This window comes from Achromobacter sp. RT286_PF (genome assembly GCF_059760425.1).
This window is the reverse complement of sequence record NZ_JCBAMR010000025.1, coordinates 56,746-78,343: the sequence shown is the minus strand read 5'-3', so window position 1 is coordinate 78,343 and position 21,598 is coordinate 56,746. Positions and strand designations below refer to the sequence as shown.

The window sequence follows — 21,598 nt, the reverse complement described above, 5'->3', positions numbered from 1 at the left end:
CGGATTATAGAGCCCGACGTCCATCCAGCGTACGCTGGTAGACGTCCACTGTGGCCGCCGCGAAACGTTGCAGATTGAAGTCGCGCAAGCTGGTTTCGCGCGCCCGCGCGCCCATCTCGCGCACCGTGTCCGGATGGTCCAGCATGAAACGCAGTTTGGCAGTCATGGCGGGCACGTCCCGCACCGGCACGATCCAGCCGTCGACGCCGTCAGTCACGTTTTCCGGCAGGCCGCCGGCATCGCTCACCAGCGCGGGCAGGCCCAGCGCCATGATTTCGCGGCAGGCGAAAGACAGGGCTTCGCGATACGACAAGACAAAGCCGGCGTGGCAAGACGCCAGCGACGCGCGCACGTCGTCCAGCAGGCCCGGAAAGCGCACTTGGTCGATCATGCCCAGCTCGCGCACCCGAGCCAGCTTGGCCTCGTTGGGCGGGTCGCCCGCCACCATCAGCAGCACGCGCGCTTTGTCTTCGGGCGGCAACGCGGCCACGGCGGCCACCAGGTCCAGCCAGCCCTTATCGTAGTCAGTGCCGCCGGCGCTACCCAGCAGCAGCTTGCCCTGCCAGTCTTCCCCGAAGATCAGCGCACGCAGCTTGTCCAGGCTTTCGGGCGGTGGCGGCGCGAAGAAGTCAGTGTCAACGCCGTGGCGTATCGTGGTGATGGGGCGCTTGCTGTAGGGCGAGCGCTGCATCAGTCCATGCACGTAATCGCTGACGGCGATGCCGTGGTCCGTGGCCAGCGCCACGCGCAACTTGTGGCCAAAGCTGGAAAGCGGGTGGTCATTGTGCTTGGTAAACACGATGCGAGGCCGGCGTGCCATGCCCAGCGTCGCCAGCATGACCTGCTTGTGATCGGCCGAACCATTGGCGTGAATGATGTCGAAACGCCCGGTCTTGATCAGGCGGCGCAACTTTGCGCGGTCCTTGAACCAGGACGACGGGCGCGTCGTGTACAGCATGTCCACCACCGTCACGCCGGGAATCGCGCGGGCGTAGCGATACAGCCGGCTGGTGGGCGGCGCCGCCACGGTGATGTCGTGGTCGCGCGCCAACGCCTTTGCCAGATTGATGATGTAGGTGACGTGCCCCCCGCCGTTGTTCGCGTGGAAGTTCGTGTACAGGATCTTCACTTTTGCTTCTCGGCCAGGAACATCAGCTTGGAATAGCGAAAGAAGCTGCCCGCCGCGGCCGTCACCGCCAGCACCAGGCCGTGCCGGCCATCCAGGAAACCGCGCCGGATCAGGTAGATGCGCACGAACGTCCAGAAGCCGTGGCCCAGCGCGCCGAACACCGACGTGCGGCGCCCCTTGGCGTACATCATGGCGGCGGCATCCGACGAATAGCGATTGACCTTGTTGATCAGCGCGTCCAGGTTGTCGTAGGGATAGTGGTTGAAATAGCCCTGCAATTTCAAGGGTTGGCCATTGGCCGGCACCACCCGTTCGTGCACGGCGGCATCGGTGAAGCGCGCCGTGCCGCGTTTGAACAGGCGCAGCACGTAATCCGGCCACCAGCCGCTATGTCGAATGTCCTTGCCGCAAAAATTGGACAGACGGGCAATCTCGTACGCATCGGCGCGCGGGTTGGCCAGCACGTCCTGAATCTCGCGGGCCAGTTCGGGCGTCACGCGTTCATCGGCGTCAATCGACAAGACCCAGTCACCCGTGGCCAGGTCCAGCGCGCGGTTTTTCTGCGGGCCGAAGCCGGGCCAATCAGCCGTGACTTCGACGCGCGCGCCCAGCGCCTGCGCCAGCTCGACGGTGCCGTCGGTGCTGCCCGAGTCCACCACGATGAATTCGTCGGCAAAGGACACGGACTTCAGGCAGGCGGCGATGTTGGCCGCTTCGTTCTTGGTGATGATGATGACTGATAGCTTCATCCGCGATTCCTAAGACGCTTTTTCCAGGCTTTCCAGGCGTGATAACGCGGGCCCCAAAAAGGGTCGCGCGACAACCAGATGCGCCGGTTTAGCCAGCTTCCGCCCTGATTGCGCACGGCGAAGCGATAGATGTGTTCGGGGTCCGCGCCGGGCGTGTTCTGCCCGAAAGGGTCGGTGGTGTACAGGTGCGCAAAACCCGCCTGGCGCGCGGCGGCGACGTAGTCGGCGTCAAAATAGCCTTGCGGCCAGCACAAGTGGCTGCTGACCGAGCCCAGACGCTGCACCAGCGTCTGGCGGGAATCGTGCAGCTCGCGGGCGATGTGCTCGCGCTTGGCGTCCACATCGTTGCCGCAGATTTTGTCCCAGCGCGTGTGCGTATGCGTGTGCGAATGGAATTCGAACGTGCCCGCCGCCTGCATCGCCTCGATTTCGCTCCAGCGCAGCATGGCGTCGTCCGTCCGCCCGGCCGCCACCCATTGCTTGCAGGTGTCGTGGTCGGGCGTGGCCGGCAGCACGCCGCCCTGACCGGCGTGCGCGCGCACAGGGCCGTCGCCGATCCAACCCGTGATGGTGAACAGCACGGCGCGCATGCCGTGGCGCGCCAGAACCGGATGCGCGTGTACCCAGTTGTTCAAATAGCCGTCGTCGAAGGTGATCAGCACCGAGCGCTCAGGCGCCGGCTGCCCCGCCAGGTAGGCGGCAAACTGCGCGGCCGTCAGCGATTGATAACCCGCGCGCGCCAGGCGCGACACCTGCGCTTCAAACACGTCGGGCGTCGCCGCGATCATGCCGCCCGCGGGGGTGACATGGTGGTACATCAGCACGGGGACGTTGGGCGCGTTCATGCGGCGCGTTCCGCCAGCCATTTCAGGTAGACGGCTTCGGTGGTTTCGGCCAGGCGCACGGGCGAAAACACGGCTTCTTCCCAGACCATCTTGCGGCCGGCGTCGCCCATCTGGCGGCGCAGGGCCGGGTCATCGATCAGGCGCTGCAAGGCGTCGACCAGGGCTTGCGGGTTCTTGGGCGGGACCAGGATGCCGGTTTCGCCATTGCGGAACATTTCGGATACGCCGCCTACATCGGTGCCCACCACCGGCAGGCCGCTGGCCTGGGCTTCGACGTAGACGGTGCCCGAGGCCTCTTGCTGCGTAGCCAGCGCGAACACGTCGAACCCGGCCAGCAGATTGGGCACGTCGCGCCGCATGCCCATCAGGTGAATGCGGTGTTGCAAGCCCAGCTTGGCGACGTATTCCTGCGTTTGCTCAAACACCGGCGAGCCGCCCCCCACAAACACCAGGTGCAGCTTGGGCCGGCTTTGCATCAGCGGCGCCATCGCGTCGATGAGGTCCTTGTGGCCCTTGGTGGCGCGCATGACCGCCACGCAGCCCACGATCACGTCGTCATCGGACAAGCCCAGCTCGTCACGCAACGTGGACCGTTCGACAGGGGCCGGCAGCACGATGGGCGAATAGACGGTGGCGATCTTGTTGGCGGGCACGCCGCGCTGGATCAGGTACTTGCGCACGTGGTCGCTCACGGTCGTCACGCGATGCGGCAGCCACGTGTAGGACCACATCGAACCGACCTTGTTCGACAGGTGCCGCGTGCGCACGATCAGCGGCGTACCGACCAGCCGGCCGGCCATTGCCGCAATGACGGTATCGCGCCGGCTGTGCGTATTGAGCACGTCGAACCGCCCCTCGCGCAGGATACGGCGCACGGCCGCCACGCCCTTGAAGTAATTTACCGGCCCGTCCATATCGACTTTATGCACGGTAAAACCGGCATCCGTCAGACGTTCGACCAGCATTGCCCGCGATTGGACGATGGCTTCAACATGGTGACCACGCGCGCGCATGGCCGTCATTTCCTTGAAGATTCGCCCTTCCTGGCCACCGAAACTGGTAGCCGCTTCCGAATGCACGATACGCAGGCTTCGCATCAATAGGTCACCTCAACTCCATCGGGTTTGGTCCAGGCGTTCAGGTTTTCAAGTAGCGTGTCGGCCATGCGGACGCGCCATTCTTCGCCCAGCCGCACTGTGCATAGAAAATTGTTCTTGGTATAGACGATATCGACGGGCACGCCCGGGATACCGTTTTCCGGTTCGGCGCGGAACGGGTTCAGCATCTGGCGCAAACGCGCCGCGTCCGCCGTGCCGTTCAGCTTGACCCGCAGCGATTTGGCGCGTGCTTCGCGGGCCAGTTGCAAGTCGTACAGTTGTTCGGCAACGATGCGCATGCCGCCTGAGTAATCGTCGTTGCTGACCTTGCCTTGCACGATGACCAGCTGGTCTTCGCGCAAGCGGTTGCGATGCTTTTCGTAGAGCTCGTTGAACACCGAGATCTCGACCTGCGCGGTGCCGTCATCCAGCACGGCAAACACCATCTTGCCGCGCCGCGTCATCATGACCCGCACGCTGGCCAGCACGCCGCACATCCATTGCAGGTCACGCTGCGGCTCCACCCGCGCCAGCTGCATCGGCACGATGCGGCGCACTTCGTCGCGCCAGGCGTCGAACAAGTGGCCGCTGTAGTAGTAGCCCAGCGCGGATTTCTCTTCCGTCAGCTTCTTGTGCAGGTCCCACGGCGCGACCTTGGCCAGTTCGCCCGCGACCACGTCGCTGCTGTCGTCGCCGAACAGCGATGCCTGGTTGGCGCTGCGGGCGGCCTGTTCGGCCGCTTCCATCGCCGTAGGCACCGAGGCCAGCATCGCCGCGCGGTTCGGTTCGATGGTGTCGAACGCGCCGGCCTTGATCAGCGCTTCGATGGTGCGGCGGTTGACGGCCTGCTTGCCCACACGGCGGCAGAAATCGAACAGATTCAGGAACGGGCCGCCTTCCTTGCGCGCGCGCAGGATGTCTTCGACGGCGCCCTGCCCCGTGCCCTTGACGGCGCCCAGGCCGTAGCGCATTGTGCGCGGCGGCTTGCCTTTTTCGGTGTACTTGTCCTTGACGGGTTCGAAGCGGTAGCCCGAAAAATTGACATCGGGCGGCAGCACTTCAACGCCGTTGTCCTGGGCGTCGCGACAGAAAATCTGGACCTTGTCCGTGTCGTCCATATCGGACGACATGGTGGCGGCCAAAAACTCCGTCGGGTGATAAGCCTTGAGCCACGCGGTCTGGTACGAGATCAGTGCATAGGCTGCCGAGTGCGACTTGTTAAAGCCGTATCCCGCGAACTTTTCCATCAGGTCGAACAGCTTGACGGCCAGGTCCGGGTCGTGGCCCTTTTCCTTGGCGCCTTGCTCGAACAATTCGCGGTGCTTGGCCATTTCCTCGGGCTTTTTCTTGCCCATGGCGCGGCGCAGCAGGTCGGCGCCGCCCAGCGAATAGCCGCCGATGATCTGCGAGATCAGCATCACCTGTTCTTGGTAGACGATGACCCCGTAGGTGCTTTTCAGCGTGCCTTCCAGATCGTTGTGGAAGTAGTCCACCGCGGCCCGGCCGTGCTTGCGGTTGACGAAGTCGTCCACCATGCCCGATTCCAGCGGCCCCGGACGATACAGGGCCAGCATGGCGATGATGTCTTCGAACGTGTTCGGCCGCAGCTTCTTCAGCAGCTCTTTCATGCCGCGCGATTCCAGCTGGAACACGGCGGTGGTGTTGGCGTCGCACAGGATCTTGTAGGCGGCCGGGTCGTCCAGTTCCAGCGCCATGACGTCGAAGTCGCGCTTGTCCTCGTTGAACTGGCGCACGTAGCGCACGGCCCAATCCAGGATGGTCAGGTTGCGCAGGCCCAGAAAGTCGAACTTGACCAGGCCGGCGGCTTCGACGTCGTCTTTATCGAACTGCGAGACGGCGCTGTTTTCCTGCCCCGGCTGGCAATACAGCGGGCAGAAATCCGTGAGCTTGCCCGGCGCGATCAACACGCCGCCCGCGTGCATGCCGATGTTGCGGGTCAGGCCTTCCAGCGGCTTGGCCAGATCAACCAGCGCGCGCACTTCCTCTTCCTGTTCGTAGCGGTCCTTGAAGGCCGGTTCGTCCTTCAGGGTGCGTTCCAGGGACCACGGGTCCATCGGGTTGAACGGGATCAGTTTGGACAGCCCGTCGCAGAACATATAGGGCATGTCCAGCACGCGGCCGGCGTCGCGCACCACGGCCTTGGCGCCCAGCGTACCGAACGTGGCGATCTGGCTGACGGCGGCGCGGCCGTATTTTTCCTTGACGTAGTCAATGACGCGTTCGCGGTTGTCCTGGCAGAAGTCGATATCGAAGTCGGGCATGGAGACCCGCTCGGGATTCAGGAAGCGCTCGAACAGCAAGTCATAGCGGATGGGGTCCAGGTCGGTGATGCCCAGCGCATAGGCCACCAACGAACCCGCGCCCGAGCCCCGGCCGGGTCCGACGGGCACGCCGTTGTTCTTGCCCCAGTTGATGAAGTCTTGAACGATCAGGAAGTAGCCCGGAAAGCCCATCTGGATGATGGTCTTGCATTCCCAGCGCAGGCGCTCGTAGTACTGCTCGCGCTTGGCTTCGCGTTCGGCTTCGTCGGGGAACAAAAAAGCCATGCGCTTTTCCAGGCCCTCTTCCGACAACTGGACCAGGTAGTCGTCCAGCGTCACGCCGTCGGGCGTGGGGAAATTGGGCAGGCGCGGCTTGCCCAGCACCAGGCTCAGGTTGCAGCGCTTGGCGATTTCAACCGTGTTGGCCAGCGCCGAGGGCACGTCGGCAAAGCGCCGCGCCATTTCTTCCGAACTGAGCAAATACTGCTCTTTGGTGAACCGGCGCACGCGGCGCGGGTTGGCCAGGATTTCGCCTTCGGCGATGCAGACGCGGGCCTCGTGCGCCTGGAATTCATATTCGTCCAGGAATTGCACCGGGTGGGTGGCCACCACGGGCAGCCCGGCTTCGCCCGCCAGGCGCATGGCGGCCTGCGTGTAGGCTTCGTCGCCGTCCATGCCCGCGCGCTGCAATTCAATGTAGTAACTGCCCGGAAACAGGTGCGCCCACTGGCGCGCCAGCGCCAGCGCCGACACGGCGTTGCCGGCGTCCAGCGCCTGGCCCACGTCGCCCATGCGGCCGCCCGACAGCGCGATCAGGCCCTGCTGGCCTTGCAGCCATTCGCGGCGGATTTCGGCACGCCCCTTGCCCTGGTTCGTCAGAAACGCCTTGGACAGCAGCTCGCAAAGATTCAGGTAACCCTGATGGTTGCGCACCAGCAACAACAGCCGGAATGGCTTGCCCGGGTCATCGTCGTTGCTTAACCAGACGTCACAGCCGGCGATGGGTTTGACCCCCGCGCCGCGCGCGCCTTTATAGAACTTGATCAGGCCAAAAAGGTTGGACAGATCGGTCAGCGCCACGGCGGGCTGGCCCAGCTTGGCCACGCGCTTGATCAGGTCGGGGATGCGCACAATACCGTCCACCACCGAGAACTCGGAGTGGACGCGCAGGTGCACAAAAGGGGTCGGGTTTGTTACGGCTTCGGACATAGCGGGAATTGTACCCAGGGATCACGGTCCAAGCCCTTGCGTCCGGAATTTTGAGCGTGGCGCCGCATGGAAACTGAAGGGACCCGTCAGGCGAACCTCAGGAAGCTTGTGTAACAATACGAGGTCGATCTGACCTATCTGCCGCAGGACGACGTTCAAGTATGAAATGGTTAATCCCCGGGATCTGGCTCGCCGCCATCCTGTTCGCCCACTTCCGAGGCCGAGTCAAACTGCCGCTGGGCCGGCAACTGCTGGACCACTCGGTGCTGCTCGCCCCCGTCAATGCCTTCATGGTGCTGGCCTCGCGCGTGCCTCCCACCCCGTACCTGACGACCAGCGAAATTGCCGAGCTGAAGGTGCTGGACGACAACTGGGAGACGATACGCGACGAAGCCGTGCAAATGGCGGAAATGCAGCGCATCCGGGCCGCGGACGCCCATAACGACATCGGCTTCAATTCTTTCTTCAAATACGGCTGGAAGCGGTTCTACCTGAAGTGGTATGACGCCCGCCACCCGTCCGCCGAAGAGCTCTGCCCCAAAACCGTTGCCATCCTGAAAACGCTGCCCAAGGTCAAGGCCGCCATGTTCGCCGAGCTGCCCCCGGGCGGCCAGTTGAACCCGCATCGCGATCCGTTCGCCGGCTCGCTGCGCTATCACCTGGGCCTGGTCACCCCGAACGATGACCGCTGCCACATCATCGTCGACGGCGAATCCTATAGCTGGCGCGACGGCGAAAGCGTCGTGTTCGACGAAACCTACGTGCACGAGGCCTACAACCACTCGGAACAAAACCGCATCATTCTGTTCTGCGACGTCGAACGGCCGCTGAAATGGCGCTGGGCCGAAGCGTTCAACCGCTGGTTCGGACGCGTGGTGATGTCGGCGGCCAGCTCGCCCAACGACGGCGGCGACCAAACCGGCGCCATCAACCGGCTGACGCATGCGCACTGGGTCATCGACCAAAAGCGCAAGGCGTTCAAGAACTGGAACCGCACGGTCTACAAGGCCACCAAGTACGGCTTGATTGCGCTGGTGATCGTGGGCTTTATCGCCCTGTAAGGCCAGACGCTATCGGCGGGTGGCCCGCGCCACCCGCCCCTCTCAAGCCCCTCTCAAGCCCCCCACAAGCCCCCCTCAAGCCAGCCTCAGCGCTTGAGCGATTCCCAGCTTTTCATCAGCCGCTTTACCGAAACCGGCATCGGCGTGCGCAGCTCTTGGGCAAACAACGCCACCCGCAATTCCTCAAGCAACCACCGGAACTCGTCCAGGCGCGGGTCCGGCGCCCCCTTCAGCGCCGACCGTGCCCGCTGATATTGCGTCAGCAGCGGCGCCATTTCGGCCACCAGCTTGGCGTCGCGCGCCGGGTCGGCACGCAGCTTGTCGATACGCGCCACGGCGGCCTTCAGGTAACGCGGGTAGTGCGACAACTGGGCATAAGGCGTGTCGCGGATGAACCACTTGGGCATCAGCGCGCTTAATTGCTGTTGCAGGTCGGCGTAGGCGGACGCGTGCGGCTTGGCTTGCGGCAGCTTGCGCTGCACGGCGGCGTACTCGGTCAGCACCGCGCCGGCCAGCCGCGCAACCTCCTGGGCCAACAGCCCCAGCCTGCCCTTGCCTTCCGCGCGGCGTGCATCGAACTGCTGCTCGTTCACCGGCCAGGGTTCGGCCAGGCAGGCCTGGCCCAGTGCGCAGTCGATGATCTGGTCGCGCAATTCTTCCTGCGTGCCCAGCGTCATGTACAGCATGCTGATCTTGGTCAGGTCAGCCAGGTTCTTTTCCAGGAACTTGACCTGCTCGCGCAGGCCCAGACGGAACAGCCGCAGCAGGCCGGCGCGGTGATGCTTGCGCGCCTCGTCAGGGTCGTCGAAAACGTCCAGGTCGCAATGCGTGCCGCGATCCACCAGCGCGGGATAGCCGATCACCGACTGGCCACGCCGCTTGATCTCCATGATTTCCGGCAAGGGGCCGAACGACCACGTCGTCAGGTTTTCGTGCGCCAGCGCCTGGGCCACCTGCGTATCGCTGGCGGCCAGTTGCTGGAACGTGGCCTGCGCCTGCTTGCCGAATTCAGCCCGCAACTGCGCCAGGTTGCGCCCGGCCGCCAGCATGCGACCGTGTTCGTCCACCACGCGGAAGTTCATGAACAAGTGCGCGGGCAAGGTTTCCAGCTTGAAGTCGCCCACGGCCGGACGCACCTGCACCTGGTCCCACATGTCGGCAATGATGGCCTCGACCAAGCCTTGCTGCGGATCGGCCTGGCGTTCAAACCAGCGGTCGTAAAAGCCGGCCGCGTAGTCAGGCAACGGCACGCAATGGCGACGCAGCTTTTGCGGCAACGACTTCAACAGCAAGTGGACCTTTTCCTTGAGCATGCCGGGCACGAGCCATTCGCAGCGCGCCGGGTCGATCTGGTTCAACGCAAACAAGGGCACCGACAGGGTCACGCCGTCGCGCGGGGAACCGGGCTCGAAGTGATAGTCCAGCGCCATCGTCACGCCCTGCCATTCCACCTTTTTGGGGAAGACATCGGTGGTGACGCCCGCGGCTTCGTGGCGCATGAGCTCGTCGCGCGTCAGCATCAGCTTGGCGGCGGCGGCCTTGTCCAGGCTGGACACCCACTTTTCCAGCGTGGCCGTCTGCGAGATATCCGCCGGCAGTTGGCGGTCGTAGAAGGCGAAGATCAGTTCGTCGTCCACCAGAATGTCGGGGCGACGCGTCTGATGTTCCAGCTTTTCGATGCCGGCGATCAGCTTGCGGTTGTGCGCCACGAACGGCAGGCGCGTGTCGATCTCGCCGGGCACCAGCGCCTGGCGGATAAAGAGTTCGCGCGCCTGCGTCGGGTTGACGCGCCCGTATTGAATGCGTCGGCCCGTGTAGATCGTCAGGCCGTACAGCGTGGCGCGTTCATTGGCCACCACCTGCCCGGCCTTCTTTTCCCAACGCGGGTCCGACCAATTCTTGCGAATCAGGTGGGCGCCCACCTTTTCCAGCCACACGGGGTCGATCCGCGCCACGCAGCGCGCATACAGGCGCGTGGTCTCGACCAATTCAGCCGCCATGATCCAGCGGCCGGCCTTCTTGACCAGGCGCGAGCCCGGGTGGATGTGGAAGCGGATTTCGCGCGCGCCCTGATAGTGGCCGCCTTCATCGCTTTTGAAGCCGATATTGCCCAACAGGCCGGACAGCAGCGCCAGATGCAGCTGTTCGTAGGTGGCTTCCGCCTGGTTCACGCGCCAGCCCTGCTCGCCCACCAGCGCGGCCAGTTGCGTGTGCACGTCGTGCCATTCGCGCAGCCGGATCGGCGACAGGAAGTTCTGCCGCAACAAGCCCACCAGCTTGCGCTGGGACGCCTTGTGCTGCACCTGTTCGCCATACCAGCGCCACAACTTCAGGAAAGAAATGAACTCCGATTTGTCATCGGCGAACTTGGCGTGCGCGGCCTCGGCGGCTTCGCGCTCTTGCATGGGGCGGTCGCGCGCGTCCTGCACCGACAGGGCCGAGGCGATGATCAGCATTTCGGCCAGGCATTGGTGTTCGCGCGCGGCCAGGATCATGCGGCCGATGCGCGGGTCGACCGGCAGCTTGGCCAGTTCATGGCCGGTTTCGGTCAGCACGAACGACGCGCCGGTGCGGGTCGCCTCGCCGTCTCCTTCGTCGTCGGAAGCGGAGGCCAGTTCGATGGCGCCCAGCTCTTGCAGCAGATGGTAGCCGTCGGCCACCGCGCGGCCCGGCGGCGCCTCGACGAACGGAAACTGTTCGATATCGTCCAGCTTCAGCGACTTCATCCGCAGGATGACGGACGCCAGCGACGAGCGCAGCACTTCCGGGTCGGTGAACGGCGCCCGGTTATTGAAGTCCAGCTCGTCGTAGAGTCGGATGCACAGGCCCGGCCCCACGCGGCCGCAGCGGCCGGCGCGCTGGTTGGCCGACGCGCGGCTGATGGGCTCGATGCGCAGCTGTTCAACCTTGTTGCGCCACGAATAGCGCTTGATGCGCGCCAGCCCGCTATCGACCACGAAGCGGATGCCGGGCACCGTCAGCGAGGTCTCGGCCACGTTGGTGGCCAGCACGATGCGCCGCGCATTCGTGCGCGGGTGGAAGATCTGTTCCTGCTCGGCCTGCGATAGCCGCGCGTACAGCGGCAGCACTTCGGTGCCGGCCGGATGGCGCTTGCGCAGCGCTTCGGCGGATTCGCGGATCTCGCGCTCGCCGGGCAAGAACACCAGCACGTCGCCCGGGCCGTGCCGTGCGCACTCGTCCACGGCGTCGACTATGGCGTCGATCAGGTCGCGTTCTTCGTCGCCCGACATGCGTTCGCGGTCGCGGCCCGGCTTGGCGGCGGGCGCGGCGGCGTCTTCGGCCGGTTCTTCCCGCACGGGGCGATAGCGCACTTCCACCGGGTACAGCCGGCCCGACACCTCGATGACCGGGGCGGGCTTGTCTTCCGAGGCGGCAAAGTGCTTGGCAAAGCGGTCGGCATCGATGGTGGCCGACGTGATGATCAGTTTCAGGTCCGGGCGGCGCGGCAGCAGCTGCTTCAGATAGCCCAGCAGGAAATCGATGTTCAGGCTACGTTCGTGCGCCTCGTCGATGATGATGGTGTCGTAGCGGCGCAAAAGCGGATCGCGCTGCGACTCGGCCAGCAAGATGCCGTCGGTCATCAGCTTGATGGACGCGTTGGGGCCGGTGCGGTCGTTAAAACGCACCTGGTAGCCCACCACTTCGCCCAGGGGCGTGTTCAGCTCTTCGGCAATGCGCTTGGCGACCGAGGTGGCGGCCAGGCGTCGGGGCTGGGTATGGCCGATCATCTTCTGACGGCCCCGGCCCAGTTCCAGGCAGATCTTGGGCAGCTGCGTGGTCTTGCCCGAGCCGGTTTCCCCGCTGACGATCACAACCTGATGGCCCGCGATCGCACGCGCGATCTCCTGCCGCCGCGCACTGACGGGCAGGTCTTCGGGGTAGGTCACGGCAGGAATCGGCCGCTCGGGGCGATCCGCGCGCGGCGGCCGCTCGGGGCGTGCGGGGCGCTCCGCGCGGGCAGGCCGCTCGGGACGCTCGGGACGTTCGGGACGTTCGGGACGCTCTACGCGCGCCGGGCGTTCAGGACGTTCGGCGGACGCTGGCCTTGCGGGCCGGCGGGGCGCGCGGGCGGCCTCGGCCGGGGCGGCAGGCGCGTCGGGGGCCCCCGGGGAAGCCGCTTTGGGCGCCCGCGGGCGAGATGAATCAGGCATGTACGATAGTCCGGTTAGCCCGGCATTATAAATTTCTCTGGCGCCCCTGCCGGCGCCCCCTTGGGAACGCATCGAAATCCGGCACTAAATTAGCCTTGATTTTCCGCCTGCGCCCCATCCCGTGGGCCATATAATTTCGCCACGCCGTCATGCGACGGCGCTATGACGCGGCAAGGCGCCGCGTTTTTACCGACTCTCAGGAATCCCTCCGCCCATCATGCCCGACCTGGAACCAGACACCGTCTCCGCCCTTGAAGCCCCGGAATTCGCACCCGCCCAATTCGTCCGATGGTTTCGAGACGTGGCGCCCTATGTGCATGCATTCCGAGGCAAGACGTTCGTGGTGGCGTTTGGCGGCGAACTGGTTCAGGCCGGCGCGCTCAATGCGCTGGTGCAGGACTTGTCGCTGCTGTCGTCCCTGGGCATCCGGCTGGTGCTGGTGCACGGGTCCCGGCCCCAGGTCAATGAACAGCTGCGCCTGAAGGGCTACACCCAGCAGTTCGACCGTGGCCTGGCCCCCACCGACGCGGCCGCGCTGGAATGCGCCAAGGAAGCCGCGGGCGAAATCCGCCTGGACATCGAAGCCGCGTTCAGCCAGGGCCTGCCCAACACGCCGATGTCGCATGCGCACATCCGCGTCATTTCCGGCAACTTCGTCACCGCCCGCCCCACCGGCGTGCTCGAAGGGGTGGACTACAAGCACACCGGCCAGGTCCGCAAGATCGACGTCGAGGCATTGAAGTTCGCCATCGAAAAAGGCTCGTCCGTGGTGCTGCTGTCGCCCCTGGGCTTCTCGCCGACGGGCGACGCGTTCAACCTGGCCATGGAAGACCTGGCCACCAGCGTCGCCGTGGCCCTGCGCGCTGAAAAACTGATCTTCCTGTCGACCTCGCAAGGCGTGCTGAACGATGACGGCACGCTGGACACCGAACTGGCGCGCGTGGATGCCGACGCGTTGCTGGCCGGCGGCGAACTTGACGAGGAAACGCACGCTTTCCTGCAATACGCGTCGCTGGCGGTCAAGCGCGGCGTGGCGCGCGCCCACTTGCTGCCCTTTGCGCTGGACGGCAGCGTGCTGCTTGAAATCTTCACCCACGACGGCGTGGGCACCATGGTGGTCGAAGACACGCTGGACGATTTGCGCGCCGCCACGATCGACGACGTGGGCGCCATCCTCAGCCTGATCGAACCGCTGGAAGCGGACGGCACGCTGGTGCCGCGCCCGCGCAGCGTGATCGAGCGCGACGTAGAAAACTTCACCGTGCTGGAGCACGACGGCGTCATCTACGGCTGCGCGGCGCTGCACACCTTTGCCGACGAACAGATGGCCGAGATGGCCTGCCTGATCGTGCATCCGGAATGGCAAGGCTCGGGCGAAGGCGAAATCCTGCTGCGCCATATGGAGTCCCGCGCACGCGCTTCCGGCGCCAAGCGCTTGTTCGTGCTGACCACACGCACGTCGCACTGGTTCATGAAGCGCGGCTTCGTGCAGGGCGGCATTGCCGACCTGCCGCGTGAAAAGCAGAACAACTACAACCGATCGCGCAACAGCCTCGTCTTCATCAAGAAGCTGTAACGCTGCCGGCGGGGCGTTCCCACCGTACCGTCCCCAGCGTTCGAAGGGGCTTGGCGCCCTAGCCGCGCCAAGCCCGCTAAAATACGGCGTTATTCCTTATTCGGCAGCGAACCATGTCCCGTATCGTCAACTGTGTGAAATTGAAGCGTGAAGCCGAAGGGCTGGATTTCCCCCCCTACCCCGGTGAACTCGGCACGAAGATCTGGCAGAGCATTTCCAAGGAAGCCTGGGAAGAATGGAAAGCCATCCAGACGCGCCTGGTCAATGAAAACCGCCTGAACCTGGCTGACGCCCGCGCCCGCAAGTACCTGAAAGAACAGATGGAGCGCTTCCTGTTCGAAGACGGCACCGTCGAAGCCCACGGCTACGTTCCGCCGTCGGCCTGATCCGGCACTCCGCGGCCCATCACGAAGCCCCTCGTTCGCGAGGGGCTTTGCATTTTGGCTCGCTGTCGCGTGATCACGGACACGCAAGCTGAAGCTGCCCTTAAGATCGAAGTTTGCCGGCCGTATTAATGCTGTCATGAAAGAAGAATCGCGCTTGCCTCTCCCCGCCGATCCGCCGTCGTCCATTCAGCGCGCCATGCAGATCGAACCCGATCGCCAGACGGGTACGCTGCGCGATGTCCGGCACGTTGTCATCCTGATGCAGGAAAACCGGTCGTTCGATCATTATTTCGGCACACTGCCTGGCGTGCGAGGCTTTGCCGATCCGCATCCCGTGCCCACCATCGCCGGCAACGTGCTGACGCAGACCGATGGCGCGGCCACCTGCCGCCCTTATGCGCTGCGCGCTGAACATGCCAGCGACACGCCCGTCGGCTATATCACGCCGCACACTTGGCTGGATGCGCAAGACGCCTGGAACGACGGCCGCATGGACCACTGGCTGCCGGCCAAGGGCCGCCTGGGGCTGGGCGCCTACACCAGCCAGGACGTGCCGTTCCAGACCGCCCTGGCCAACGCATTCACGGTGTGCGACGCCTACCACTGTTCATTGCACGCGGGCACCAATCCCAACCGCCTGTTCCTGTGGACGGGCACGAATGACCCCACCGGCACCGCCGGCGGCCCGGCGCTGGTGAACACCTACGACCGGCTGGGGCCAGCCACAGAAGGCTATGGCTGGACCACCTACCCCGAACGCCTGCAAGACGCCGGCGTGGACTGGCGCATCTACCAGGACATGGCCGACAACTTTCACGACAATCCGCTGGCAGGCTTCCGGCAGTATCGCCAAGCCTACGCCAGCAGCGCCGAATCGGCGCCGCTGCGCGACCACGCCTTGTCCACCCACACGCTGGATGACCTGGCGCGCGACGTGGCCACCGGCCAGTTGCCGGCCGTGTCGTGGATCATCGCGCCCACGGCCGATTCGGAACATCCCGAAGTGTCGTCGCCCAGGCAGGGCGGCGCCTACACCGAGCGCGTGCTGGACATCCTGACCGGCAACCCCGACACCTGGAGCCGCTGCGTTTTCCTCGTTACCTATGACGAAAACGATTGCTTCTTCGACCATGCACCGCCGCCGGCGCCCCCCGCGCGCCACGACGATGGCTATTCGGGCGGCCTGTCCACGGTGGAACTGGACGGCGAATACCACGATGCCCGATGCGGACCCAGCGCCGCGCCGGAAGATCCTGCCGCCCTGCACGGCCGCGCTTTCGGGCTGGGGCCGCGCGTGCCGATGCTGGTGGTTTCGCCCTGGAGCCGAGGCGGCTGGGTCAATTCGCAGGTGTTCGATCACACCTCGGTGATCCGCTTTCTGGAAGCGCGCTTTGGCGTGGCCGAACCCAACATCAGCGCATGGCGGCGGGCCGTGGCGGGCGACCTGACATCCGCTTTCGATTTCGGCGGCGACCGGGGCCCGCATCATCCCGACAGCAACCGCCACGCCTGCGCCCTGCCGTACGCGCTGGAAGCCGTGGGCCGCATGACCGCCGACGCCGAACACTATCGGCTGACCCTGCGCAACCCCGGCAGCGCGGCGGCTGTGCTGCACGTCTACGATCGCCTTGACCTGGCGCGCGCGCCCCGTCGCTACACCATCGGCCCCGGCGCCCGGCTGGACGATGGTTGGCGCCTGGGCACGGGCGGCGCCTACGATCTATGGCTACTGGGTCCGGACGGCTTCCATCGCCAATTCAAGGGCGATGCGCAAGATGCCGGCACGCTGGAAGCGCAGCTGGTGCCGGTGACTTCAGGCCTGCGCATCCGGCTGGTCAACCACAGCGAAACGCCGCAGCCCGTCAAGCTGGAATCGAACATGGGCGACGGTTGGCGCACGATGGCGCACGTGCAGGCGGGCGGCGCATTGGAGCTGAAGTACGTGGGCTGCGAAGGTTGGTTCGACGTGCAGGTCAGTGCGCCTGCCCTGCCGGCTTTCGGGCGCAGGCTTGCGGGGCGTATCGACGCCGGCAAGCCCGGCGTGCCCGACCCCCGGCTATGCCAGGGCGCCGTGCTGCCGCTGTAGCGCGGTGCGCCGCAGTGCGATGCAGGCCATAAAAAAACCCGGCGCGATGTGCCGGGTTTTTCTATTCGCCTGCGTGGCCGCAAGCCGTCGGGCCGCAAGCCGTTGGTTTACGCGTCCTCTTCCGACTCTTCTTCACCGCGCGCCAGGCGCTCGGTGTTCTTGACGCCCGTGTGACGCACGTCCGCACCCTTGACCATGTAGATCACGCGTTCGGACATGTTCTTGGCATGGTCTCCAATGCGTTCCAGCGCACGCGCAATGAAGATCATGTCGATAGCGCGCGAAATGGTGCGCGGGTCTTCGATCATGTAGGTGATGAGGTGGCGCAGCGCGCCCTTCCATTCCTTGTCCACTTCCTTGTCGCTGCGCACGACGGCGGCGGCCTGGATCGGGTCAAGGCGCGCAAACGCGTCCAGCGCCTGATGCAGCATGGTGCGCACCGCGGCGGCCATGTGGCGCAGTTCAATCACCGGGATGTGGCGCAGTTCGGCTTCGTGGATGCGACGCGCCACGGTGGCAACTTTCTCGGCCTCGTCGCCCGAGCGTTCCATGTCGGTCAGCATCTTGGACACGGCCATCAGCATGCGCAGGTCGATCGCGGTGGGCTGGTGGCGGGCAAGGATGCGGCTGATGCTCTCGTCGATCTCCACTTCGTGGCGGTTGACTTCTTTTTCCCGCTCGCGGACTTTTTCCACCAGCGACAGGTCGCCGGTGGCCAGCGCGTCGATCGCTTCCTGGATCATGGCTTCCACCAAGCCGCCCATTTGCAAGAACTGCGAACGGACGCTTTCCAGGTCGGCGTCGAACTGCTTGTTTGTATGCTCCGTCATCCGGGCTCCCTGCGTGGTTGATCTCATTGCATTGCCCCGAAATAAGAGAGTTACGAGATGGGCCTGCACAACCGGCAAGGTTATGACCCAAGTGTGACAGGATTATGAATCAAGGCCGGGCAACCCGCCGACGTTACGCCGCGCGGTCCAGGCGGCGGATGCCCGACTGCGTGGCCAGCAGCGCCACGTCCGCGCCGGCCAGGGCGAATAAACCGCAGGTGACCACGCCGGGCAGGTTGTTGACCCGCGCCTCGAACGCGCGCGCATCCGAGATAGCCAGGCCCGACACATCCAGGATGATGTTGCCGTTGTCGGTGACGAATCCCTCGCGCAGGCGCGGCTGCCCGCCCAGGGCCGTCAGGGCGCGGGCCACGGATTCGCGCGCCATCGGAATCACTTCCAGCGGCAGCGGAAACTTGCCCAGCGTCTGGACCAGCTTGGATTCGTCGGCGATGCAGATGAAACGTTCAGCCACCGAGGCCACGATTTTCTCGCGCGTCAGCGCGCCGCCGCCGCCCTTGATCATGGACAGGTCCGCGTCGATTTCGTCGGCGCCGTCCACGTAGATGGGCATGGTCGACACATCGTTCAGGTCCAGCACCTTCAGGCCGTGACCCGCGAGGCGGGCCGCGCTGCGCTCCGAGCTGGCGACGGTGCCGCCGATGCGGCCCTTGAAACGCGCCAGGCCGTCGATGAACAGATCGGCCGTCGAGCCCGTGCCCACGCCGATGATGACGTCCGGGCCAGCGACCTGTTCTACGAATTGCAGGGCGGCGTCGGCGGCTTGTTGCTTGAGTTCTTGCTGGGAGAGCATGGCGGGAAGAATGCGGTAAGGTTGTTCAAGCCAGGAAATTTAGCATGCGGCGGCGGGTGGCCAGGCACGCGCCAGGATCGCGGCTGTATCGGTGTCCGGCCCCAGTTCGCCGAACACCCCGCCGCCCGCTTGCAGTCGGCTGGCCACAAAGGCCTCTGCAACGGCCGCGGGCGCATGCTGGATCAGCAAGGCGGCCTGCCACAACCGCGCCAGGCCGCAGGCGATACGGCGTGCCTGGAATTCGGCCTGCGCGGGGTCGGCCAGCAGCGCGCGCCACGCCGACAGAGCGCGCGCAAAGGCCGCATGGCCGGCGGCCGGCGCGAATTCGCGATCCAACGCGGGCATCGCGTCGGGCTCGCGTTGCAAGGCGCGCAGCACATCCAGCGCCATGACATTGCCCGAGCCTTCCCAGATGGAATTGACGGGCGCCTCGCGGTACAGGCGCGGCATCGGCCCTTCTTCCACATAGCCGTTGCCGCCCCACACTTCCATGCATTCCGCGATGGCGTTGATGGCGCGCTTGCACACCCACAGCTTGGCGGCGGGCGTGCCCACCCGCACCAACGCGCGGGCCTGCGCGTCAGCGCGTTCGTCCACCGCGCGGGCCAGCCGCAGCGCCAGCACCATCGCCGCCTCGCTTTCCAGCGCCAGGTCGGCCAGCACATTGCGCATCAGCGGCTGCGCAATCAGCGATTTGCCGAAGGCATGCCGATACTGCGCATGATGCAGCGACTGCACTACCGCCTGACGCAGCAACGCCGCGCTGCCCAGCACGCAGTCCAGCCGCGTGGTGGCCGCCATTTCCAGCAGCACCGCCAGGCCGCGCCCCGGCTCGCCCACCATCACGCCCCAGGCATTTTCAAATTCGACTTCGGCGCTGGCGTTGCTGCGATTACCCAGCTTGTCTTTCAAGCGGCGTACCCGAATGGCGTTGCGCGGCCCGTCCGGTATCCAGCGGGGTACGAAAAAGCAGCTGAGCCCTTCGTCCGTCTGCGCCAACACCAGATGGGCGTCCGCTTGCGGCACCGAAAAGAACCACTTATGGCCCACGAGCTGATACGCATTGCCCCGGCCCGGCGTGCCCAGGGGCGCCGCGCGGGTGGTTGCGGCGCGCAGGTCGGAGCCGCCCTGCTTTTCGGTCAGGCCCATGCCGATCAACGCGCTGCGCTTGGCGGCCAAGGGCGCGTCCGCCAGATCGAAGTCGCGCGAATACAGCGCGGGCAACCATTGCCCGGCGAAGTCCACCGCGCCGGCGGGCTCACGTTGCAGCAGCGGCACGGCGGCGAACGTCATCGTGGTGGGGCATAGCGTGCCGGCTTCGACCTGCCCTTGCATCAGATAGGCGGCGGCGCGCGCCACCTGTGCGCCGGGCGTCGGTTGCGCCCAGGCGCGGCTGTGCAAGCCGCGCGCCAGGATGCCGCTCATGAGCAGGTTCCAGGCCGGGTGAAATTCCACGTGATCGATGCGGTGCCCGCCTCGGTCATAGGCAATCAGCCGGGGCGGGCAGCGGTTGGCTTCGTGCCCGGCCTCCAGGGTTTGCGCGCGCCCCAGCCACGCACCGTGCGCGGCCAGGTCACCGTGCCAGGCCTGCGCGCCTTCGCGCCGCACCGCTTCCTGCAAGGCGGGGTCGGTGTCGTACAGCGAATAGTCTTCCAGCACGGGAACCTGGTTCTGCACGGTGTGCGTGGAAAACGTGGCGGACGAGGCAGACGCGGCCGACGTAACCCGCGTGGCAAAGGAAGACATGGCGGCTCCTGAATAAAAGGCTATCTGGCCATGGGCGCCACCTGTGCCCATGGCCGCAAGGCTTCAACCTGCGCCGCCAATTCCAGCAGCAACGCTTCGCTGCCCAAGGGGCCCATTACCTGGATGCCGATGGGCAGGCCGTCGGACGACATGCCGAACGGAATCGAGATGGCGGGCATGCCGGTCAGGTTGGCCAAGGGCGCGAACGGCGAATAGCCGATCACGCCCTTCTTACCCAGACGGTAGGCCAGGTAGTCGGCGTTGTCCATGGCGTAACGGCCCAGTGGCGCCGGCGGCTGTGCCAACACCGGGCTGAGGAAAAGATCATGCCCCTGGGCGCCATCGCGATGCAGGAAGCGGCCGATGCGGCGAGTGATTTCGTGGCAGGTGTCCACGCACGCCACGTACTGCGCGCCCGAAATGGCCCGGGCGTATTCCCGCGCGCCCAAGGTGGTGGGTTGCAGTTCGTCGGCGGCCAGCCGGCGCCCGCGCGCGGCCACAAAGCCGTCGATGGCGTTGGCGGCGGCGCTGGCAATAAGCGGAAGCATGGGCGAAAGCACCTCTTCCGAGCCCACGGGCGGCAGCGCCGGCACCAGCTCGTGCCCCAGCGACGCAAAAAAGCGCGCGGCTTCATCCACGGTGGCGGCAACCTCGGGGTGGATGGCCCCGCCTTCATAGGTGGTGTTGATGAAAGCGATGCGGCGGCGCGGCGCGTTGTGCGGGTCGGCGGCAACGCGGGCAACGACCGCCCGGTACGACGGGGTGGCCAGCGCGGGCGCGGCGTAGGGCGCGCCCACGTCGGCTCCTGCGCTGATGTCCAGCGACGCGGCGCAATCACGCACCGAAATCGTCATCATGTGTTCGGTGGCCAGGCCGCCCCACCCTTCGCCCTTCAACGGCCCCAAGGGCATCAGCCCGCGCGACGGCTTCAAGCCCAGCACGCCGCAGCAAGAAGCGGGGATGCGGATGGAGCCACCGCCGTCGCTGCCGTGCGCGATTCGCACCATGCCGCTGGCCAGCGCCGCACCCGCGCCGCCGCTGGAACCGCCCGCGCTATGGCCGGCCTTCCAGGGGTTTTGGGTGGCCGGCCCGTAGACGGGAGATTCGGTGGTGGGGCTCAGGCCCAATTCGGCGCTGGTCGTGCGGCCGAACGGAATTAGCCCGGCGCGGCGGTAACGCTTGACGATTTCGGCGTCCACATCCCATTGCACGTGCCCGTACAGCACCGACCCCATGGCGCTGGGCAAGCCCAGCGCCGCCGTGCCCAGATCCTTGAGCAAAGTCGGCACGCCCAGGAAGGGCCGGGTGTCCAACCGCGCCCGCCGTTGTTCAGGGGACAAGGCGGCAAGCTCATCGTCCAGCGCCTGGGCCAGCCGCAAGCCGGTCTCGGCCTGGACGCCGCAGGCGGCGTTGATGGAGGGATTGCGCGCCGCCACCCGCTCCACGGCCTGCTGCATTGCAGCAAGCGCGGTAGTGACCCCCTGGGCGATATCGGCGCCCAGCGCCGTCGCGTCGAGGGATGAGGAATCATGGCGGTCAGCGGTGCTCATGCTTGCGATGCTCCAGGGGTTCGACGGCGACATGCCGCACATGCCAGGATATCGACAGTCCGGCTC

General features: G+C 65.7%; 14 protein-coding genes. 4 read left to right on the top strand and 10 right to left on the bottom strand.

The features are described from left to right. Window positions 1-4 precede the first annotated feature (4 nt). Genes AC6LJY_RS18915 through dnaE form a run of 5 tightly spaced genes read right to left on the bottom strand, consistent with a single transcriptional unit; the run spans window position 5 to window position 7,311 of the window. The gene (locus AC6LJY_RS18915) at window positions 5-1,129 is read right to left on the bottom strand and encodes a glycosyltransferase family 4 protein (RefSeq protein ID WP_219992013.1); all 1,125 of its coding nucleotides are present in this window, start codon (window positions 1,127-1,129) and stop codon (window positions 5-7) included. Continuing rightward, window positions 1,126-1,878, bottom strand: coding sequence for a glycosyltransferase family 2 protein (locus tag AC6LJY_RS18910; RefSeq protein ID WP_046807755.1), 753 nt, complete (start codon window positions 1,876-1,878; stop codon window positions 1,126-1,128). The genes AC6LJY_RS18915 and AC6LJY_RS18910 overlap by 4 nt, the downstream gene beginning before the upstream one ends. Then, window positions 1,875-2,723 (bottom strand): polysaccharide deacetylase family protein, encoded by an 849-nt coding sequence (locus AC6LJY_RS18905; protein WP_314365532.1) that lies wholly within the window; start codon window positions 2,721-2,723, stop codon window positions 1,875-1,877. Before AC6LJY_RS18905 ends, AC6LJY_RS18910 begins: the two co-directional genes overlap by 4 nt. Then, complete coding sequence (locus AC6LJY_RS18900; protein WP_046807753.1) at window positions 2,720-3,820, bottom strand: glycosyltransferase family 4 protein; 1,101 nt, start codon at window positions 3,818-3,820, stop codon at window positions 2,720-2,722. The genes AC6LJY_RS18905 and AC6LJY_RS18900 overlap by 4 nt, the downstream gene beginning before the upstream one ends. After that, window positions 3,820-7,311, bottom strand: coding sequence for a DNA polymerase III subunit alpha (gene dnaE, locus AC6LJY_RS18895; RefSeq protein WP_104143301.1), 3,492 nt, complete (start codon window positions 7,309-7,311; stop codon window positions 3,820-3,822). The genes AC6LJY_RS18900 and dnaE overlap by 1 nt, the downstream gene beginning before the upstream one ends. A gap of 161 nt (window positions 7,312-7,472) precedes the next feature. Here dnaE and lpxO point away from each other — a divergent pair, with 161 nt between their 5' ends. After that, entirely contained in the window at window positions 7,473-8,372 is a 900-nt protein-coding gene (gene lpxO / locus AC6LJY_RS18890; protein ID WP_046807751.1) for a lipid A hydroxylase LpxO, read from the top strand. 86 nt (window positions 8,373-8,458) lie between these two features. Here lpxO and hrpA read toward each other — a convergent pair whose 3' ends face one another. Further along, window positions 8,459-12,544, bottom strand: a complete 4,086-nt coding sequence (hrpA, locus tag AC6LJY_RS18885; RefSeq protein WP_498136541.1) for an ATP-dependent RNA helicase HrpA — start codon at window positions 12,542-12,544, stop codon at window positions 8,459-8,461. Between the two features lie 217 nt (window positions 12,545-12,761). Between hrpA and argA the strand changes: the two genes are divergently transcribed. The 3 genes from argA (at window position 12,762) to AC6LJY_RS18870 (ending at window position 16,592) form a co-directional block, all read left to right on the top strand. After that, window positions 12,762-14,120, top strand: coding sequence for an amino-acid N-acetyltransferase (gene argA / locus AC6LJY_RS18880; protein WP_046805463.1), 1,359 nt, complete (start codon window positions 12,762-12,764; stop codon window positions 14,118-14,120). Window positions 14,121-14,233: 113 nt separating this feature from the next. Beyond that, on the top strand, window positions 14,234-14,506 hold the full coding sequence (locus AC6LJY_RS18875) for an oxidative damage protection protein (RefSeq protein ID WP_006218476.1): 273 nt from the start codon (window positions 14,234-14,236) through the stop codon (window positions 14,504-14,506). Window positions 14,507-14,642: 136 nt separating this feature from the next. Further along, window positions 14,643-16,592, top strand: coding sequence for a phosphocholine-specific phospholipase C (locus AC6LJY_RS18870; protein WP_498136540.1), 1,950 nt, complete (start codon window positions 14,643-14,645; stop codon window positions 16,590-16,592). A 107-nt stretch (window positions 16,593-16,699) separates the two neighbouring features. On the opposite strand, the gene phoU is transcribed toward AC6LJY_RS18870, so the two are convergent. From phoU to AC6LJY_RS18850, 4 genes are all read right to left on the bottom strand, one after another. Further along, window positions 16,700-17,422, bottom strand: coding sequence for a phosphate signaling complex protein PhoU (gene phoU / locus AC6LJY_RS18865; RefSeq protein WP_046805464.1), 723 nt, complete (start codon window positions 17,420-17,422; stop codon window positions 16,700-16,702). Between the two features lie 133 nt (window positions 17,423-17,555). Beyond that, on the bottom strand, window positions 17,556-18,236 hold the full coding sequence (rpiA, locus tag AC6LJY_RS18860) for a ribose-5-phosphate isomerase RpiA (protein WP_046805465.1): 681 nt from the start codon (window positions 18,234-18,236) through the stop codon (window positions 17,556-17,558). A 39-nt stretch (window positions 18,237-18,275) separates the two neighbouring features. Continuing rightward, window positions 18,276-19,982, bottom strand: a complete 1,707-nt coding sequence (locus tag AC6LJY_RS18855; protein WP_498136539.1) for an isovaleryl-CoA dehydrogenase — start codon at window positions 19,980-19,982, stop codon at window positions 18,276-18,278. A 20-nt stretch (window positions 19,983-20,002) separates the two neighbouring features. Next, window positions 20,003-21,532 (bottom strand): amidase, encoded by a 1,530-nt coding sequence (locus tag AC6LJY_RS18850; RefSeq protein ID WP_120154566.1) that lies wholly within the window; start codon window positions 21,530-21,532, stop codon window positions 20,003-20,005. Window positions 21,533-21,598 lie beyond the last annotated feature (66 nt).

Coding starts and splice junctions, on each gene's coding strand:
- dnaE (WP_104143301.1), bottom strand. CDS start 7,311: ATGTCCGAAGCCGTAACAAACCCGACCCCTTTTGTGCACCTGCGCGTC.
- AC6LJY_RS18900 (WP_046807753.1), bottom strand. CDS start 3,820: ATGCGAAGCCTGCGTATCGTGCATTCGGAAGCGGCTACCAGTTTCGGT.
- AC6LJY_RS18850 (WP_120154566.1), bottom strand. CDS start 21,532: ATGAGCACCGCTGACCGCCATGATTCCTCATCCCTCGACGCGACGGCG.
- AC6LJY_RS18875 (WP_006218476.1), top strand. CDS start 14,234: ATGTCCCGTATCGTCAACTGTGTGAAATTGAAGCGTGAAGCCGAAGGG.
- AC6LJY_RS18870 (WP_498136540.1), top strand. CDS start 14,643: ATGAAAGAAGAATCGCGCTTGCCTCTCCCCGCCGATCCGCCGTCGTCC.
- lpxO (WP_046807751.1), top strand. CDS start 7,473: ATGAAATGGTTAATCCCCGGGATCTGGCTCGCCGCCATCCTGTTCGCC.
- AC6LJY_RS18910 (WP_046807755.1), bottom strand. CDS start 1,878: ATGAAGCTATCAGTCATCATCATCACCAAGAACGAAGCGGCCAACATC.
- rpiA (WP_046805465.1), bottom strand. CDS start 18,236: ATGCTCTCCCAGCAAGAACTCAAGCAACAAGCCGCCGACGCCGCCCTG.
- AC6LJY_RS18855 (WP_498136539.1), bottom strand. CDS start 19,982: ATGTCTTCCTTTGCCACGCGGGTTACGTCGGCCGCGTCTGCCTCGTCC.
- hrpA (WP_498136541.1), bottom strand. CDS start 12,544: ATGCCTGATTCATCTCGCCCGCGGGCGCCCAAAGCGGCTTCCCCGGGG.
- AC6LJY_RS18905 (WP_314365532.1), bottom strand. CDS start 2,723: ATGAACGCGCCCAACGTCCCCGTGCTGATGTACCACCATGTCACCCCC.
- argA (WP_046805463.1), top strand. CDS start 12,762: ATGCCCGACCTGGAACCAGACACCGTCTCCGCCCTTGAAGCCCCGGAA.
- phoU (WP_046805464.1), bottom strand. CDS start 17,422: ATGACGGAGCATACAAACAAGCAGTTCGACGCCGACCTGGAAAGCGTC.